Source organism: Micromonospora taraxaci, assembly GCF_007830095.1.
GTDB lineage: Bacteria > Actinomycetota > Actinomycetes > Mycobacteriales > Micromonosporaceae > Micromonospora > Micromonospora taraxaci.
In genome coordinates this window covers 3,604,850-3,619,678 of sequence record NZ_VIWZ01000001.1, presented here as the reverse complement: position 1 = coordinate 3,619,678, position 14,829 = coordinate 3,604,850, and the positions used below count along the sequence as shown (strand labels likewise).

General features: G+C 71.8%; 13 protein-coding genes and 2 pseudogenes. 8 read left to right on the top strand and 7 right to left on the bottom strand.

Annotation, left to right across the window (positions count from 1 at the left end; translation table 11 throughout):
- Positions 1 to 15 precede the first annotated feature (15 nt).
- Genes accB through FHU34_RS16545 form a run of 3 tightly spaced genes read right to left on the bottom strand, consistent with a single transcriptional unit; the run spans position 16 to position 2,614 of the window.
- Entirely contained in the window at positions 16 to 540 is a 525-nt protein-coding gene (accB, locus tag FHU34_RS16555) for an acetyl-CoA carboxylase biotin carboxyl carrier protein (protein ID WP_145781499.1), read from the bottom strand.
- Entirely contained in the window at positions 537 to 2,279 is a 1,743-nt protein-coding gene (locus FHU34_RS16550; RefSeq protein ID WP_145781496.1) for an acetyl-CoA carboxylase carboxyltransferase subunit alpha, read from the bottom strand. The genes accB and FHU34_RS16550 overlap by 4 nt, the downstream gene beginning before the upstream one ends.
- Positions 2,276 to 2,614, bottom strand: a complete 339-nt coding sequence (locus tag FHU34_RS16545) for a TcmI family type II polyketide cyclase (protein ID WP_145781493.1) — start codon at positions 2,612 to 2,614, stop codon at positions 2,276 to 2,278. The genes FHU34_RS16550 and FHU34_RS16545 overlap by 4 nt, the downstream gene beginning before the upstream one ends.
- A gap of 445 nt (positions 2,615 to 3,059) precedes the next feature.
- On the opposite strand from FHU34_RS16545, the gene FHU34_RS16540 reads away from it, so the two are divergent.
- From FHU34_RS16540 to FHU34_RS16520, 5 genes and pseudogenes are all read left to right on the top strand, one after another.
- A complete protein-coding gene (locus tag FHU34_RS16540) occupies positions 3,060 to 3,857 on the top strand; it encodes an AfsR/SARP family transcriptional regulator (protein WP_145781490.1) in 798 nt (265 codons plus the stop codon).
- 91 nt (positions 3,858 to 3,948) lie between these two features.
- Positions 3,949 to 4,290, top strand: a pseudogene (locus FHU34_RS16535) (TcmI family type II polyketide cyclase); the annotation flags it as partial.
- A 97-nt stretch (positions 4,291 to 4,387) separates the two neighbouring features.
- A complete protein-coding gene (locus FHU34_RS16530; protein ID WP_145781487.1) occupies positions 4,388 to 5,737 on the top strand; it encodes an FAD-dependent oxidoreductase in 1,350 nt (449 codons plus the stop codon).
- 1,108 nt (positions 5,738 to 6,845) lie between these two features.
- Positions 6,846 to 7,082: pseudogene (locus tag FHU34_RS34170) on the top strand (helix-hairpin-helix domain-containing protein); the annotation flags it as partial.
- A gap of 260 nt (positions 7,083 to 7,342) precedes the next feature.
- Positions 7,343 to 8,551, top strand: a complete 1,209-nt coding sequence (locus tag FHU34_RS16520) for a low temperature requirement protein A (protein ID WP_145781483.1) — start codon at positions 7,343 to 7,345, stop codon at positions 8,549 to 8,551.
- Positions 8,552 to 8,609: 58 nt separating this feature from the next.
- Here FHU34_RS16520 and FHU34_RS16515 read toward each other — a convergent pair whose 3' ends face one another.
- Positions 8,610 to 9,437 carry a hypothetical protein gene (locus FHU34_RS16515; RefSeq protein WP_145781481.1) on the bottom strand — a complete coding sequence of 276 codons (828 nt, stop codon included), beginning with the start codon at positions 9,435 to 9,437 and terminating at the stop codon, positions 8,610 to 8,612.
- Positions 9,438 to 9,689: 252 nt separating this feature from the next.
- Here FHU34_RS16515 and FHU34_RS16510 point away from each other — a divergent pair, with 252 nt between their 5' ends.
- The gene (locus FHU34_RS16510; RefSeq protein WP_088989422.1) at positions 9,690 to 9,896 is read left to right on the top strand and encodes a hypothetical protein; all 207 of its coding nucleotides are present in this window, start codon (positions 9,690 to 9,692) and stop codon (positions 9,894 to 9,896) included.
- 50 nt (positions 9,897 to 9,946) lie between these two features.
- Here FHU34_RS16510 and FHU34_RS16505 read toward each other — a convergent pair whose 3' ends face one another.
- Together FHU34_RS16505 and FHU34_RS16500 are read right to left on the bottom strand one after the other, a co-directional pair.
- Positions 9,947 to 10,399, bottom strand: a complete 453-nt coding sequence (locus FHU34_RS16505) for a hypothetical protein (protein ID WP_145781478.1) — start codon at positions 10,397 to 10,399, stop codon at positions 9,947 to 9,949.
- Positions 10,400 to 10,588: 189 nt separating this feature from the next.
- Positions 10,589 to 11,008 (bottom strand): winged helix-turn-helix transcriptional regulator, encoded by a 420-nt coding sequence (locus FHU34_RS16500; RefSeq protein ID WP_145781475.1) that lies wholly within the window; start codon positions 11,006 to 11,008, stop codon positions 10,589 to 10,591.
- A gap of 96 nt (positions 11,009 to 11,104) precedes the next feature.
- Between FHU34_RS16500 and FHU34_RS16495 the strand changes: the two genes are divergently transcribed.
- Positions 11,105 to 12,013, top strand: a complete 909-nt coding sequence (locus tag FHU34_RS16495) for an NAD(P)-dependent oxidoreductase (RefSeq protein ID WP_145781473.1) — start codon at positions 11,105 to 11,107, stop codon at positions 12,011 to 12,013.
- A gap of 115 nt (positions 12,014 to 12,128) precedes the next feature.
- Positions 12,129 to 13,088 (top strand): TIGR03557 family F420-dependent LLM class oxidoreductase, encoded by a 960-nt coding sequence (locus tag FHU34_RS16490; RefSeq protein WP_145781470.1) that lies wholly within the window; start codon positions 12,129 to 12,131, stop codon positions 13,086 to 13,088.
- A gap of 96 nt (positions 13,089 to 13,184) precedes the next feature.
- Here FHU34_RS16490 and FHU34_RS16485 read toward each other — a convergent pair whose 3' ends face one another.
- Complete coding sequence (locus tag FHU34_RS16485; RefSeq protein ID WP_145781468.1) at positions 13,185 to 14,699, bottom strand: right-handed parallel beta-helix repeat-containing protein; 1,515 nt, start codon at positions 14,697 to 14,699, stop codon at positions 13,185 to 13,187.
- Positions 14,700 to 14,829 lie beyond the last annotated feature (130 nt).

Here is a 14,829-nt window from a genome sequence, read left to right as displayed (position 1 = left end):
ACGCACCCCGCGCTGTCACGCCGGGTCCAGTTCGACCAGCGGCTGGTCGTACTCCACCGACTGGCCGTCCTCGACGAGGATCGCGACCACCCGACCGGCGCGGTCGGCGGTCACCTCGTTCATCAGCTTCATCGCCTCGACGATGGCGACCGGCTGGCCGGGCCGGACCAGGTCCCCCACCGTGACGAACGGGGTCGCACCCGGTTCCGGCGACCGGTAGAAGGTGCCGACGATCGGCGCCCGCACGGCAGCGCGGCCGGGCACCGACGGTGGGGTCGACGCCGGCGGTGGGCCGGGCACCGGCGGCGCCTCCACCATGGCCGGCGAAGAGGGTACGTCGGATCGGGTCACGTTCTCCGGATGCCACTCGACCTCGAGGACGGCCGGCCCGCTGCGCAGCCGGATCCGGCGCACCGGCCCGGTCAGCTCGGCGATCAGGTGCTGCGCCTGCCGACGTAGTCCGGCCAGCGCCTCCTCCTCGCCGACCTCGGTGTCCTCGGGTGCCTCGACTGTCGACACCGCCCCGTTCTCGGCGCTCACCGGACACCTGCCCGCTGACCGGCACGGGTCGCGCCGAACCGCCGGAACCGTTGCCGGCGGAGGCGGACCAGCATGGCCGGCGGCACGTCGAGCAGCGGCAGCAGATTCGCCAGCAGGGCGGCCCGCAACCGCAGCGCGGTCTCCGCCGGGTCGTCGTGCGCGGCGGCGGGCGGCTCCGGCACGACCTCGTCGACCACGCCGAGCCGGCGCAGGTCGGGGGCGCTCAGCCGCAGCGCCCGGGCGGCCTGCGGAGCCGCCGACCGGTCCGGCCACAGGATCGCCGCGCAGCCCTCGGGGCTGATCACCGAGTAGACGGCGTTCTCCAGCATCAGCACCCGGTCGGCGACGGCGAGGGCCAGCGCGCCGCCGCTGCCGCCCTCTCCGGTGATGACCGCGAGCACGGGGGTGGGCAGCACGGTGAGGGCGAGGATGTTCTCCGCGATGGCCGCCGCCTGGCCGTGTTCCTCGGCGCTCACCCCCGGGTCGGCGCCGGGGGTGTCCACCAGGGTCACCACCGGTAGGCCGAGCCGGGCGGCCAGGCGCATCAACCGCAGCGCCTTGCGATGTCCGGCCGGGCTGGCCATGCCGAAGTTGCGGGCCACCAGTTCGGCGGTGGTGTGCCCCTTCTGGTGTCCGATGACCATCACGTGTCGGCCGGCCAGCCGGGCCACGCCCCCCACGATGGCCGGGCAGTCCGCGCCGAGCCGGTCGCCGTGCAGCTCCACGAAGCCGTCGAAGACGGAGTCGAGGTAGTCCAGTGTGGTCGGCCGGCCGGGGTGCCGTGCCATCCGCACGGTGTCCCACGCGTCGCGTACCGCCGCGGTTCCGTCCGCTGCCGGGGTTGCCGGCGGCCGCGCCGCGGCGGCGGCGTCGTCGGCGAGGCGCTCGCGGTGCGACGCCGGCTCCTGCCGGGGTACGGATGGGCGGGTCGGAGCGCCGGCGTGGGTCGCGGCGAGCAGCGCCACCAGGCGTCCGCGCAGTGACCGGCGCTGCACCACCATGTCGACCTGCCCGTGTCGGAGCAGGAAGTCGGCGGTCTGGAAGCCCTCCGGCAACGCCCGGCCGGTCACCTGACGGATCACCCGGGGGCCGGCGAAACCCATCCGCGCGCCGCTCTCGGCGAGCACCAGATCGGTGTTGGTGGCGAACGACGCGGCCACCCCACCGTAGGTCGGGTCAGTCAGGACGCTCACCGTGAGCAGACCCGCCTCGCGCAGCGCGGCGATGGCCTGGCTGACGGTGGCCATCTGCATCAACGACAGCGCGCCCTCCTGCATCCGCGCTCCACCGGAGGCGGTCACCAGGACGAGCGGGATGCGCTCGTCGAGCGCCCGTTCGGCGGTCCGGGTGATCAGCTCACCGACGGCGCAACCCAGGCTGCCACCGAGGAAACGGAAGTCCATCACCGCCATCGCGACCGGGTGTCCGCCGATGGTGGCCGTGGCACAGACGACGGCTTCGACAAGGCCGGTGCTGGCCCGCGCGGCGGTGAGCCGGTGCGGATACGGCACCACGTCGACGAAGTCGATCGGGTCCGCCTCCGGCAGCCGGTCGGCCAGTGGGCGCAGCGATCCGGGGTCGACGAGTTGGCGCAGGCGTTCCGGTGCCCCGAGTCGGGCGTGCTCCCCGCACTCCGGGCAGACGTCCAGGTTGCGGCGTAACCGTTTGCGGTAGAGCAGGCTGGCGCAGCCGGCGCAGCGGGACCAGAGCTGCTCCTCGCGCGGCGCGGTGGCCGTCACGACCGCCCTCCGGTGTCCGGGGCGTCGAACCGGTAAAAGCACTGCGCCATGGCGTCACGCGGTGAGCGCCAGGTCGACAGGTACGGCGAGACGTACGGGCGCAGGCGGTCGCTGACCCGGATGAACTCAGGGTGGCCACGGGCGGCCTCGACCGCGCCCTCCGTCGACTGCTCGGTCTCCAGCAGGTGCACGTAGAGGTCGTGCAGGCGGTACAGCGAGCGGTGCCGGACGCCGACCAGGCGCGGCAGCTCCGTCGCGTCCGACTCGGCGAAGATCTCGGCGACGCGCTCCGTAGCGGCCGGATCCACCTTCGCGACGATCAGCGATCGGTCCATACTTGGCCTCCCCCCACGGCGTCCGGCCGGCAACGGGTGGTCCCCGGACGCGCTGGACGACTGCCCACACGATGCGGCAGTCCTCGTCACGGCGGCGTCACCAGGCAGGGCCCACCGTGGACGCACCTTCGTGACGCTGCGTTGACGCAAGCTGTGCATCAGCTATGTGTCAGCCATACGCCACGCTCTCGATCGATCTGATGTTTGCGCAGTTCAGAACCGATCTCAGGTTGACTGTCGCCAATAGAAGGTCCACGCCGACATTGACGCAACGTGACCGTTATTGATAATCTTCACGGTGGTCAGCCCGGCGGCCTCGGCGGGTGGGGGCCGCGCCCGGCAGCCGGGGTCGCGCCTCCACCGATGGGGTCGACAGAGGCGTCACGGGCAGCCGATCCAGGACGCAGCAGACAGTCGGGACGAGCGTTCCGCAGGGGGTGCCGCCGTGACCGCTGATCCGACCGTGCCAACCGCCGGAGGCCCGCCCGAGGAGGGCGTGTCGCTCCACCTGCTCGGCGGCTTCCGACTGCTGCGCGACTCCGCGCCGATCGTGGTGCCGCGCGGGCTGCAACGGGTGATCGCGCTGATCGGGCTGCGCCCCGGCGCCACCCGCAGCCAGCTCGCCGGGCTGCTCTGGCCCGACGCGTCGGAGGAACGGGCGCTGTCCTCCCTGCGTACCGCGCTGTGGCGGCTCCGCCAGGACCCGTGCTGCCCGATGACCGTGGCCGGCGACACCGTACGGCTCGACCCGGCGGTCCGGCTCGACGTCGACGACCTGGTCGGCACCGCGGCCCGGGTCCGCGACGGCGACGACCCGAGCACCGCCGCCGGGGCGCTCGCCGCCGGACGGCACGACCTCCTCCCCGGGTGGTACGACGACTGGGTGCTGCTGGACCGGGAGAGGCTGCGCCAACTCCGCCTGCACATGCTGGAACAGCTGGCCGGGCAACACCTCACTGCGGGGCGGCACGGCGAGGCCCTCGAAGCCGCGCTGGAGGCGATGGCGGCCGAGCCGTTACGGGAGACTCCGCACCGGCTGGTCGTCCGCATCCACCTGGCCGAGGGCAACGCCTTCGAAGCCGTGCACGCCTTCTACGTCTACCGGGACCTGCTGCGCAGGGAGTTGCGCCTGGAGCCCAGTCCGGCGATGAGCGCCCTGCTCGACGACACGCTCGCCCCGATCCGCCAGGCCAGCCGGGAAGCCGTCGTCGGTCGCCCGTCACCGGCCGGGCGGCGTACGTGACGGTGACGTGACAGTCGCTGCGGCACGGTGGGCGCACAGAGCACGTGGCGCCGATCCGAGGGTCGGAAAGGCCACCGGCGGAAGGGGTCCCATGAGTCGTCTACTGATCGTCAGCCGGATCATCCCGGGCGCGGAGGGGCGGGTCGCGCAGATCTTCGCCGAATCCGACGCCACCGAGCTGCCCGGCCTGACCGGTGTCACGCACCGGTCCCTGTACTGCCTGCACGACCTGTGCGTACACGTGATGGAAACATCGGACGTCGACCCGGACGCCCTGGCTGCGGCCCGTAACCACCCGCTCTTCCAGCAGGTCAACGAGCGGCTGTCCGCGCACACGTCGCCGTACCTGCCGACCTGGCGTTCCCCACGGGACGCGATCGCCGGCTGCTTCTACCGGTGGGACGCCACCGACGCGCCAGCGGCGCGCCCAGCCAACACCGACGCGCTCACAGCGCGCCCAACCAGCACCGACGTGCCAACGGCACGGCCAGCCAACACCGACGCGCCAGCGGCGCACCCGGCTGGTTGACATGTCCGGCGCGCCACCGCACGTCCTGATCATCGGCGCCGGCACCGGCGGGCTGTGCCTGGCGCACGGCCTGCGCCGGGCCGGGATGACAGTCGCCGTGTACGAACGGCACCGCGACCGCGCCGACGGGCTGCTCGGCTACCGGGTCGGCATCGGCCCGACCGGCAGCCGAGCACTGCGCGAGTGCCTGTCGCCAGAGCTGTTCGCCACCTTCCTCGCGACCTGCGCCCGACCGCCGCACTACTTCAACGTGGTCACCCAGGGGCTACGTCAGACCGCGTCATTCCCCCTGCGGCCGAACGCCGACCCCGTGCACACCGAACACTCGGTGGCCCGGATGGTGCTGCGCCACGTACTGCTCACCGGCCTCGACGACGTGGTGCACTTCGACAAGACCTTCACCCGGTATGAGCAACGCGACGACGGCACTGTCACCGCGCACTTCTCCGACGGCACGACCGCCACCGGGGACCTGCTGGTCGGGGCCGACGGCACGCACTCGGCGGTACGGCGGCAGTACCTTCCGCACGCCGTCACCCGCGACGCCGGCACCATCAACATCGCCACCCGCATCCCACTGACCGCGCACACCCGCGGCCTCGTCCCCGAGCGCGTCGGTCAGGGCATCTCCCTGATCTTCGGCGTCGGCGGCATTATGGGCGTCCTGCATGTCATGGAGTTCAAGTGGGACGCCACGCGGGCCGTCAAACCCGGCGTCAGCGACACGGACGCCGCCCTGCTGAAGAACTGGCCCGGCCTGTCGCAGGACACCACCACCGACAACATCAACCTGATCATCTGGAGTACGGCCCGCCGGTTCCCGAGCGACGTGATGGAGCGTCGCGGGGAGGACCTCGTCCAGGTCGCCCTGGGCCTCACCACCAACTGGCACCCCCACCTGCGGGAGTTGCTGACCCGAGCGGAGCCGGCCAGCGCCCTACCGATCAAGGTGTCGACCTCCGAGCCGGTGCCTCCCTGGAAGAGCAGCACCGTCACGTTGCTCGGCGACGCCATCCACACCATGACCCCCGGTCGCGGTGTCGGCGCGAACACCGCGCTTCGCGACGCCCGCCTGCTCTGCGAGCAACTCACCTGCGCCACCGCCGGTGACAAGACCCTGCTCCAGTCCGTGGCGGACTACGAGGCGGCGATGGCGCCGTACGGCTTCGCGCGGGTCGCCGAATCGTTGAACCGCAGCGGCACCAGCGGCGACGACCGGATGTACCGGCCGGTGGTGGGCCGGCTCGCGCTGCTCGGCGCGCGCGGCTACTTCGGAGTGACGAGCCGGGTGCCGCGGCTGCGCCAACGGTTCGTCGACGACTTCCACACCTATGAGGGCGATCGGGACTGAGTCGGGCAACGGCCACCCGGGCTCGGCGTACCCCGCCGGGCCCGGGTCTCGTCGTGCCGTGCCGCGCCGCGCCGCGGCTGTGTGGGGGCGGTCGGACCGGGCTTCCCGGCTGGTCGGGGCGACGCTGTGTCACCCGTCGGGTACCGGCTGACGTGGTAAACCCGCCCACAGCGCCCCTGGCCGAGCCTCTCTCTCATCGGTAATGGGCGTGTGCGAAGCTGCGGCGAGTTTTTCTCGTGACTTTTCCAACGAGGTGAGAGGGAGGTTCGCCGTGGCGTGGTCTATCGGACACTCGCTGATAGTGGTACTGGCACTGTTGCTGGGACTGGCCGCCGGGTGGCTGCTGCGCGGCCGGCGGGGCGTGCAGGGCAAGTCGATAGTGGAGGGTGACCCGGTCGCCGGACTGGCCGTGATCTCCACGCCGACGCCGGCTGCCACGACCGACGAGCCGCGGCCCGCGGCCGCCGTCGACCCGGCGCCGACCGCCGTCGCCGACGAGCCGGTACCGGTGGACACGGTCAGCGCGCCGGCTTCGGTGACCGACGCGGACGCCCCCACCCCGACGCCGGTCCCGGCGGACGCCCCGAGCACCGTCGACCCGTCCGACATGGCGCTGACCGAGCCCCCGCCGCCCGTACCGGTCGCCGAGCCCGATGCGGATGAGCTGCGGCCGGAGCCCGCAGCGGAGTCCACTCCCGAGCCGGTCACGGTCGACGAGCAGCACGTCCCGACGGCCGTCGTCGCCCCCCGCAAGCCGGCGGACGACCTCCCGCCGGTCGACACCACTCCGGCCGACGAGCCCGCCGTGGTCACCTCGACGGACGAGCCCGCCCGTACCGCTTCGGCTGAGGAGCCGGTCGCCGTCACCCCGGCGGACGACGCGGAGACCAGGGCCTCGGCCGTCGACCCGGAGCCGGCGACCAGCGACGCGACGCTCGCCGGTCCGGTGGACGCTGAGCCGGTGGACGCTGAGCCGGTGGACGCTGAGCCGGAGCGCTCGACCGTGGCGGCCCCTCCGGTGCGGCCTACCGACACCGCTACCCCTCCGGTCCGTTCGGCCGACGACACCTCGATCACCAGCTACGAGGGCGACCCGACGGGGCCGGCCGACGACTTCCGCCGCATCCAGGGGATCGGACCGAAGATGGCGGCGGCGTTGCAGGACGCCGGCGTGCGCACGTACGGCCAGCTCGGTGACCTGGACGAGCCGGCGCTGCGCGACCTGATCCGGGCCGCCGGTCTGCGCGCCGCACCCGGGCTGGCCAGCTGGCCGCAGCAGGCCCGCGTGCTCGCCGGCGCCGGCGACGAGATGGCCGCAGTTCTGCCGAACAGCAACCAGGCCTGACGCCTGACCTGGAGCCCCCGGCCGGCCGTCCACCGCGACGACCGGCCGGGGGCTCGCTCGTCGGTGGCGGAACGACGATCCACTCGACGGTGCGAGGCCCGCGGTAACCGCCGGACGCCGGACGTCCCGGAACCCGGGCCGACCGACCCGGTCGGGGGAAGTCCGGGCAATTCCGGGACCGTGCTGCCGGCCTGTCGTTACCGTCCGTTGAGGTGGGCCGGACAGGTCCGTCGAGTCGACCGGTTCCGCAGGAGCAACCCGTGCACCTCCCCGCGCCGGATCCTGCGTCGCCGCAGGCCAGCGGCCCTCCGGTGCGAGATCCGGAGGGCCCGCGCCGGGTGACCCTCCTCGAACTCTTCTTCGACCTCGTGTACGTGGTCGCGCTGGCGCTCATCTCCCGGACGATGGTCGAGCGACTCGACTGGCACAGCGCCGGGCAGGCCCTGATCATGCTGGCCGCCGTCTGGTGGACCTGGGCGATCACCACCCTCGTCACCGACCTGTACGACCCGGAACGCACCGAGATCAAGCTGCTGATCAGCGCCGTGATGTTCGGCGCGCTGCTGATGACGACGGCGATTCCGGAGGCGTTCGACGACCGTGGGTTCGTCTTCGCCGGCACCTACGTGGCGATCCACCTGGGGCGCGGGCTGTTCCTGATGCCGGCGGTGCGGCGTCAACCGCAGACCCAACGTCGGGCGGCGCGCATCTTCGTCTGGTTCGTGGTGTCGGCGATCCCGTGGCTCATCGGCGCATTCGTCAGCGGGGAAGCCCGGATCATCTGCTGGGCGATCGCGCTCGCCATCGACTACCTCGGTTTCCGGCTCGCGTACCCGGTGCCAGGGCTCGGAGTGGTGCCGGAGAAGCAGCGCAACGTCACGGCGGAGCATCTGTCCGAGCGTTACCAGCAGTTCTTCATCATCGCGCTCGGCGACTGCATCCTGACGATCGGCACCATGTTCAGCCTGGAGCACAACGAGGCCGAGAACCTCGCGGCGTTCGCGGTGGCGTTCCTGACGACTCTGCTGCTCTGGCGGATCTACGTGCACAAGTCCGGCGAGCTGCTGCCGAGCGCCATCAAGGCGTCCGAGTCGCCGAGCAGGTTCCTGTTCAGCGCGCCGTATACCCATCTGTTGATGATTTCCGGGGTGGTGACCACGGCGTCCGGCTTCCACCTGGTGCTGCACGAACCCACCGGGGAGACCCCGCCGGCCTGGCTGGCGGTGATCCTCGGCGGCCCGGCGCTGTTCCTGGCCGGCCGGGCCTCCTTCGAGTACGAGGTGTTCAGCCGGGTGTCCTGGTCCCGACCGGGAGGCATCCTGGCGCTGCTGACCATCGCCCCCGCCGCGCTGTACGTGCCGCCCATGGTCACGTCCCTGGGGGCCCTGGTGGTGCTGGTCGCGGTGGCATACGCGGACTTCCGGCGAAGCCACGGCAAGCCGCCGGAGCCCCCCAGCCCACCGCACTGAGCCGGCACGCGAGCGCGGCCCGATCAGCGTGGAGTCGTCGACCCGGGACCGCCGCCGCTCACACCAGCGCCCCGGCGTACCCCCGGACCTGCAACCGCTGCCGGGCGGTGCCGGCCAGGCGCACCTGCAGGCCGAGCGGCGCGGCGGCCCGGCGGACGTCGTCCAGGTGCAGCGATCCGTGCCGGTCCACGGTGAGCACGGGCGGCTCTTCGAGCTCACCTTCCGGCGCGTGGAAGGAGAGCAGGGTGACCGAGGTGGTGAGGTAGCCCGGGTATGCGGCGCGGGCCGCCGCCTCGTCCCGGTGCGAGAGCACCACCAGGTCGTCGAGGTGGGCGAAGTCGGCGGCGAGAGCGCCGGCCTTCCAGTGCGCCGGCTCCTCGGCCGCCCCGGTGAGGTGCCGGGACCGGTTCGCCGAGGTGATGTAGAGGTGGTCCGACCCGGTCTCGGCGAGCGCCCGCTCGAAGAAGGCGTTGGACGGGCAGGTGAGACCAGGTGCGATCACCTGGGTGGTCCGCAACCCCTCGTCGACCTGGACGAGGTGCTCGGGGATCCGTTCCGCCGCCGGCCCCCGGAAGCCGAACGGCCCGGCCCCGTAGAGGGCGTCCATCAACGCCCGCACCCGCCCGATCGGCAGGCGCGGTGAGATCCGCGTCCAGTCGTACATCCCCGGGATGCGTCCGATGGCGGTGGTGATGCTGCCGACGTGGTGGGCCGGACGGCCCTTGGCGAGGTTGACCCGGCGCACGGTGGCCGCGTCAGGACGAGTGACGATGGCGTAGAAGTTGGCGAACGCCGCCGCGACGACCGCACCGCCGGCGAGCGCGCGGGCCGCGACCGCGACGTCCTCGGGGCGGTCGATGTACAGGGGCGGTGTCGGGGCGTCCATGAGTCCTCCTCGGCGGGGCCGTGAGGCAGTTCTACGTCCACCGGCCCGTACGACGGCGAGGTCGGTCGGCGATCCGATAGCGCGCCCGTGCGACAGGGTGCGGGTGGCCGATGCGCGAGCGGTACTCAACGGTGGACCGCATCGGCCGGACGGACGATTCGCGGGGTCGTTGCTGGGGACCGTTAGCCGCGGGACCCGATTGGGTACAACGCCTGCACCTCAGCAATCCACCACATTCCTCAGGAGGCAGCGATGCGCGGCACCTCGATACTCGGAGTCATCGTCGTGATCTGGTTGTTGATCGGCGCGGTCGCCGCCGGCCAGCGCGGTTACTACAGCGGCGACGACACCAACTGCGCCGAGGCCGGTACGATCCTGGTCACCATCGTGGCCGGGCCCTTGAACTACATCGGCGCCAACCCCAAGGTCGACTGCAAGCTGCCCGAGCCGTCCAAGTAGGACAAAGGCTTTCCGGCCCAGGCCCCGGTGTGGGCCTGGGCCGGCGCGCTTCAGTTGTTGTAGACGATCGAGTCGCAGCGGCCGTTGTAGTCGTCGGGCCTCGAGTAGCCCAGGCAGACGAAGACCTCGGTCCAGCGGTACTGGGTGCCCACGCCGGACTCCCAGGACAGCCGGGCACCTCCGGACGACGAGGTGTCGTCGACGGCGATCGCCCCGCTGTACCCCCGGTTCCAGTAGACGTACACCCGGGCGGCGTAGCCGTCGCCGCTCAGGTCGGTGACGGTGTTGGTCCGGTTCGTGTCCAGCCAGGCGTAGCCGGCGCTGTTGACGCAGAGGGTGGCGGTCGCGGTCGCTCCAGGCCCGCCCTTCGGGCTGGGCACGTCGCCCCTGCCACTGAGGCAGCCCTCCGCGAAGGCCGGCGAGACGCCGGTGAGGGCTGTTCCGCCCCCGAGGACGGCCGCCACGAGCACGGCGGCGGCACGACGGAACACACTGTTGGTCATCCTGACTCCCCTGTTGGCTCTGCCGCGACCGCTACGGCCGCCGACACTGGTCCACGCCTGACCTCGTCTGGCGGTGAGACCGCCCTCGGTCGGGTGGCTCCGCCGGACGAGGAGAAGTCTGTTGGCCCGACGGTGACCGCCGGAAGGGGTGTCCGCTGTTTCGAACAGCCGGCCGGGTGTTCGACCTGGTCACGGGCCAGTTCGGAGATGTTCGAGAGCCCTGTCGCTGTCGTCGCGGGTCACGATGTCGGCCCTGTCCGCCCCGGCTGCGCCCAGGTCTGACCGTTGGCGACCCCAGGCTGCCAGCGGCTCGAGCGCGTCGTTGAGTCGGACGCCGTTTTCGGTCAGCGAGTACTCGACGTGGGGTGGCACCTCGTCGTAGGAGACACGGCGCACGACACCGTCCGCCTCCATCTCGCGCAGGTGTGAGGTCAGCACCTTCTCGGTGATTCCCGGAAGCAGTCGACGCAGCTCACCGAAGCGGCGCTGGGGATGCTCGTGGAGCGCCCAGAGGATCAGCACCTTCCACCTGCCGCCGATGACCTCCATCGCGGTGTCGATCCCGCAGATGTGTCCGTCCGGTGTGCCCGGCCGGTTCAGCGTCGCCATGCCGCATCCTCCTGACGTGCACGCTCACCCCGGGGTAACCACCCACTTCGACGTGCGTACTTGATCATTTGCGGGACTCTGACAAGCGTAGTCGGCATGGCACAGAACACTCTCGAGAAGACCTCCGTCACCGTGCTGGGGCTCGGCGCGATGGGCACCGCGCTGGCGCGTGCCTGGCGTACCGCCGGGCATCCACTCACCGTCTGGAACCGCACCCCGGCCCGCGCCGCTGCGCTCGCCGCCGAGGGCGTGCGGGTCGCGGACAGCGCCGCGGACGCGGTCGCGGCGAACACCCTCGTGGTCGTCTGCCTGTTGGACGACACATCGGTCGGCGAGGTGCTGGCCGGCGCCGACCTGACCGGCAAGGACCTGGTCAACCTGACCACCAGCACCCCTGACCAGGCCCGCGCCCGCGCCGGATGGGCACGGAAGCGGGGCGCCCGTTACCTCGACGCCGGGGTCATGGCCGTCCCTCCGATGGTCGGCACCGCGGACGCTGGTGGCTACGTCATCTACAGCGGCTCTCGGGAATTGTTCGAGCGGCACCAGGAGACCCTGGGCGTACCGCTCGGCACGACCTACGTGGGCGAGGACGCAGGCTTCGCGGCCCTGTACGACGTGGCTCTGCTCAGCGCCATGTACGGGATGTTCGCCGGGGCCGCGCACGCCTTCGCGCTGATCCGCCGGGAGGACATCGACCCCGCGGCACTCGCCCCACTGCTCGCCGACTGGCTCGTGGCGATGGCCCCGACGGTTCACCACACCGCCGACCAGCTGCGCCATGGCGACTACACCAGGGGTGTCGTCTCCAGTCTGGCCATGCAGGTGGCCGGCGCCCCGACCTTCCTGAGCACCGCCGAGGGGCAGGGCGTCAGCACGGAACTGCTCAGCCCCTACTTCGACCTGATGCGCCGTCGTCTGGCCGAGGGCGGTGGCGAGGAGGACCTGACGGGTGTGATCGACATGCTGGTGCGGCGGCCGACCCCTCACGGTGAGGTGACGTGACCGGCACACCCCGTACGGCATCCTAGGAGGCTGGTTTGGGGTCCGGCGGCGTTTGTCGGTGCTCCGGTCGGGAACCGACTGGCGTCAGTCACGCGGACGGCGTCGGGAGCAGGACATGGAGATCGGCTACAAGCTGGCCTCGGAGGGGTACGGCCCTCAGGAGATCATCCGGCAGGCCGTCCTGGCCGAGCAGGCCGGTTTCGACTTCGTCGAGATGAGCGACCACTACCACCCCTGGCTCGACGCGCAGGGCCACTCGTCGTTCACCTGGAGCGTGCTCGGCGCTATCGCGGCCAAGACCACCACACTGCGCCTGGCCACCGGCGTCACCTGCCCCACCGTCCGCTACCACCCGGCGATCATCGCGCAGGCCGCGGCGACCATGGCGCTGGTCTCCGACGGACGGTTCACCCTCGGGGTGGGTGCCGGCGAGCGACTCAACGAGCACGTCGTCGGGCAGGGTTTCCCCAGCGTACGAGGGCGTCACGAGCGACTCCGCGAGGCACTGGAGATCATCCGGCTGCTCTGGCAGGGCGGCTACCAGTCGTACGAGGGCCGGCACCTGCAACTCGAGGACGCCCGGGTGTTCGACCTGCCGGACACCCCGCCGGTGATCGCCGTGGCGGCCAGCGGCGAGGCGTCGGCCCGACTCGCCGCCGAGCTGGGCGACGGGTTGTTCGCCACCGAGCCGGACGCGTCGATCGTCGAGCACTACCGGCGCGCGCACGGCTCGGGCCCCCGCTACGCCGAGGTTCCGTTGGCGTGGGCCACCGACGAGCAGCAGGCGGTGCAGGCGGTGTTGCAGACCAGCCGGTGGCTGGTCACGGGCTGGAAGGTGATGAGCGAGCTGCCGAACCCGGTCAACTTCGACGCGGCCAGCGCGCACGTCGAGGAGAAGCACATCCGTCAGCTCTTCGCCGTCGGCCCCGAGCCGGAGCCGCACGTCGCCAAGGTCCGGTCGTACGTCGACGCCGGCTTCGACCACATCGTCCTGCAGAACGCCGGTCCCGATCCGGACGGCTTCCTGGACTTCTTCGCCAACGACCTCTCCGGTCGCCTGCGCGGGCGGAGCTGACCCACCTGCGGCACGCGAACACCCGGACGTGCCGAGGCCGCCCCGACTGATCGTCGGGGCGGCCGGCTGCGCGTTCGGGATGGGTGCGCGGTGTCCTCAGCGGAAGCAGTGCGCGATGGGCACCTGGCTGCCCTCGCAGTTGGTCGGCTCGTTCTCGACGACAACGCTCTCGTCGTCGATCTTGACCTGGGCGTGCGAGGCGAAGACCCCGCCCGGCTTCAGCGTCGACGCGTTGTGGGTGATCTTGCTGGTGTAGATCGCCACCGAGCCCGCCGTCGCGTAGATGCCGCCACCCGTGGACGTGGCGCCGACCGCCTCGTTGCGGGTCACGTCACTGCCGCGGACCAGCAGGTTCGCCTTCTCGGCGTAGATGCCGGCGCCGAGGCCGTGGGTGGTGTTGCCGTCGACCACGCTGTCGTCGAGCGGGGTCAGGCCCTTGACGGTCGAGATACCGCCGCCGTTGACGGTTGACGTGTTGCCACGGATGGTCATCTTGCGCATCACCAGCACCGCGTCGGAGTTCGCGGCACCGCCGCCGACCTGCGCGGTGTTGTTCAGCAGTTCGGTGTCGGAGACCTTGGTCCGGGCCGAGAAGCTGGCCAGCCCGCCACCCTGCACGGCGCTGTTCTGGGTGAAGGAGACGCTCTCCACCTCGGCCGCGCCCCGGTAGTTGCCGAGCCCGCCGCCGTACGCGTTGGCGCTGTTGCGGTGGAACTCGGAGCGCTTCAGCGTCAGCACGCCACCGTTGAGCAGGCCCCCGCCCTTGCCCGCGGCGCCGGAGGCGCTGTTGCCGATGAACGTGGAGTCGGTGACCACCATGTTGCCGTCGTTGAAGATGCCCCCGCCGCCGCCCTCGGGTGACAGCGACGTGCTCTGGGAGACCGTCACCCGCTCCACCACGGCCGTGGCGCCGTGCACCACGTGCACGCTGCCGCCCTCGATCGCCGAGCGGCCGTTGTGCAACTCCACGTCCCGCAGGGTCAGCTCCCCGCCGTCGCGGACGGTGAAGAACCGGAACGCCGCGGCCTGGGCGTCGCGGGCGATCGTGGCCCCGGCGCCGTCGATGGTGATGGGCTGGTAGATCACTGGCAGGCCGGCGGTGTCGTCGGCCGGGTTGTGCGGGGGCGCCTCGGCGTCACCGGGGGTCTCCGCGGCGTCGGCGGCCTCCCGGGCGTCGCGGATCCCGCCGTCGTACTGGTCGGTTTCGTGGAACGCCTCGGTGAGGACGTAGCGGCACTTGGGCGCGAGGCGGAGTTCCGCCCCGCCCTCGGCGTTGGCCGTCACCAGCGCCGCCACCAGCTTCGCGGCGTCGCAGGGGACCGACACCACGCCGCGCTTGCCGGTGCCCGGGGTGGTCGGGCGGTCCCGCTCGCCATCGCTGCGCTCGCGGTCCTCGCCGCTCCGGTCGTCGGCCCGCCGGTCGTCGTCGCTACCGGCCGTGCTGAGCCGGCTCAGACCGGGAAGGGCGAGGGCCCGGTCGGCGGCGGCGGCCACGCCTGCTGCTCCGGCCGCTCCCACGACCAGGCTCCCTGCCAGCAAACCGCTGGCCAGGAACCATCGGGACCGCCGCCTGGGTCGGGTCGCGCGGTCTCCTCCTGGGTACGTGGACATCAAGAATGCCTACCTTCCTGCCTTACTGCCGTGACCGCGCGCCGATCAGGGCGCGGGGCGCTCGACGTACCGTCGACCACCAAACGTCACGATAAATCCGCAATACGGACAGGAAGGTGTGAACGTGAAT

Bases quoted from the DNA above. Each gene is read 5' to 3' on its own strand.
- FHU34_RS16545 (WP_145781493.1), bottom strand. From the start codon at position 2,614: ATGGACCGATCGCTGATCGTCGCGAAGGTGGATCCGGCCGCTACGGAG.
- FHU34_RS16530 (WP_145781487.1), top strand. From the start codon at position 4,388: ATGTCCGGCGCGCCACCGCACGTCCTGATCATCGGCGCCGGCACCGGC.
- FHU34_RS16515 (WP_145781481.1), bottom strand. From the start codon at position 9,437: ATGGACGCCCCGACACCGCCCCTGTACATCGACCGCCCCGAGGACGTC.
- FHU34_RS16510 (WP_088989422.1), top strand. From the start codon at position 9,690: ATGCGCGGCACCTCGATACTCGGAGTCATCGTCGTGATCTGGTTGTTG.
- FHU34_RS16505 (WP_145781478.1), bottom strand. From the start codon at position 10,399: ATGACCAACAGTGTGTTCCGTCGTGCCGCCGCCGTGCTCGTGGCGGCC.
- FHU34_RS16500 (WP_145781475.1), bottom strand. From the start codon at position 11,008: ATGGCGACGCTGAACCGGCCGGGCACACCGGACGGACACATCTGCGGG.
- FHU34_RS16495 (WP_145781473.1), top strand. From the start codon at position 11,105: ATGGCACAGAACACTCTCGAGAAGACCTCCGTCACCGTGCTGGGGCTC.
- FHU34_RS16490 (WP_145781470.1), top strand. From the start codon at position 12,129: ATGGAGATCGGCTACAAGCTGGCCTCGGAGGGGTACGGCCCTCAGGAG.
- FHU34_RS16485 (WP_145781468.1), bottom strand. From the start codon at position 14,699: ATGTCCACGTACCCAGGAGGAGACCGCGCGACCCGACCCAGGCGGCGG.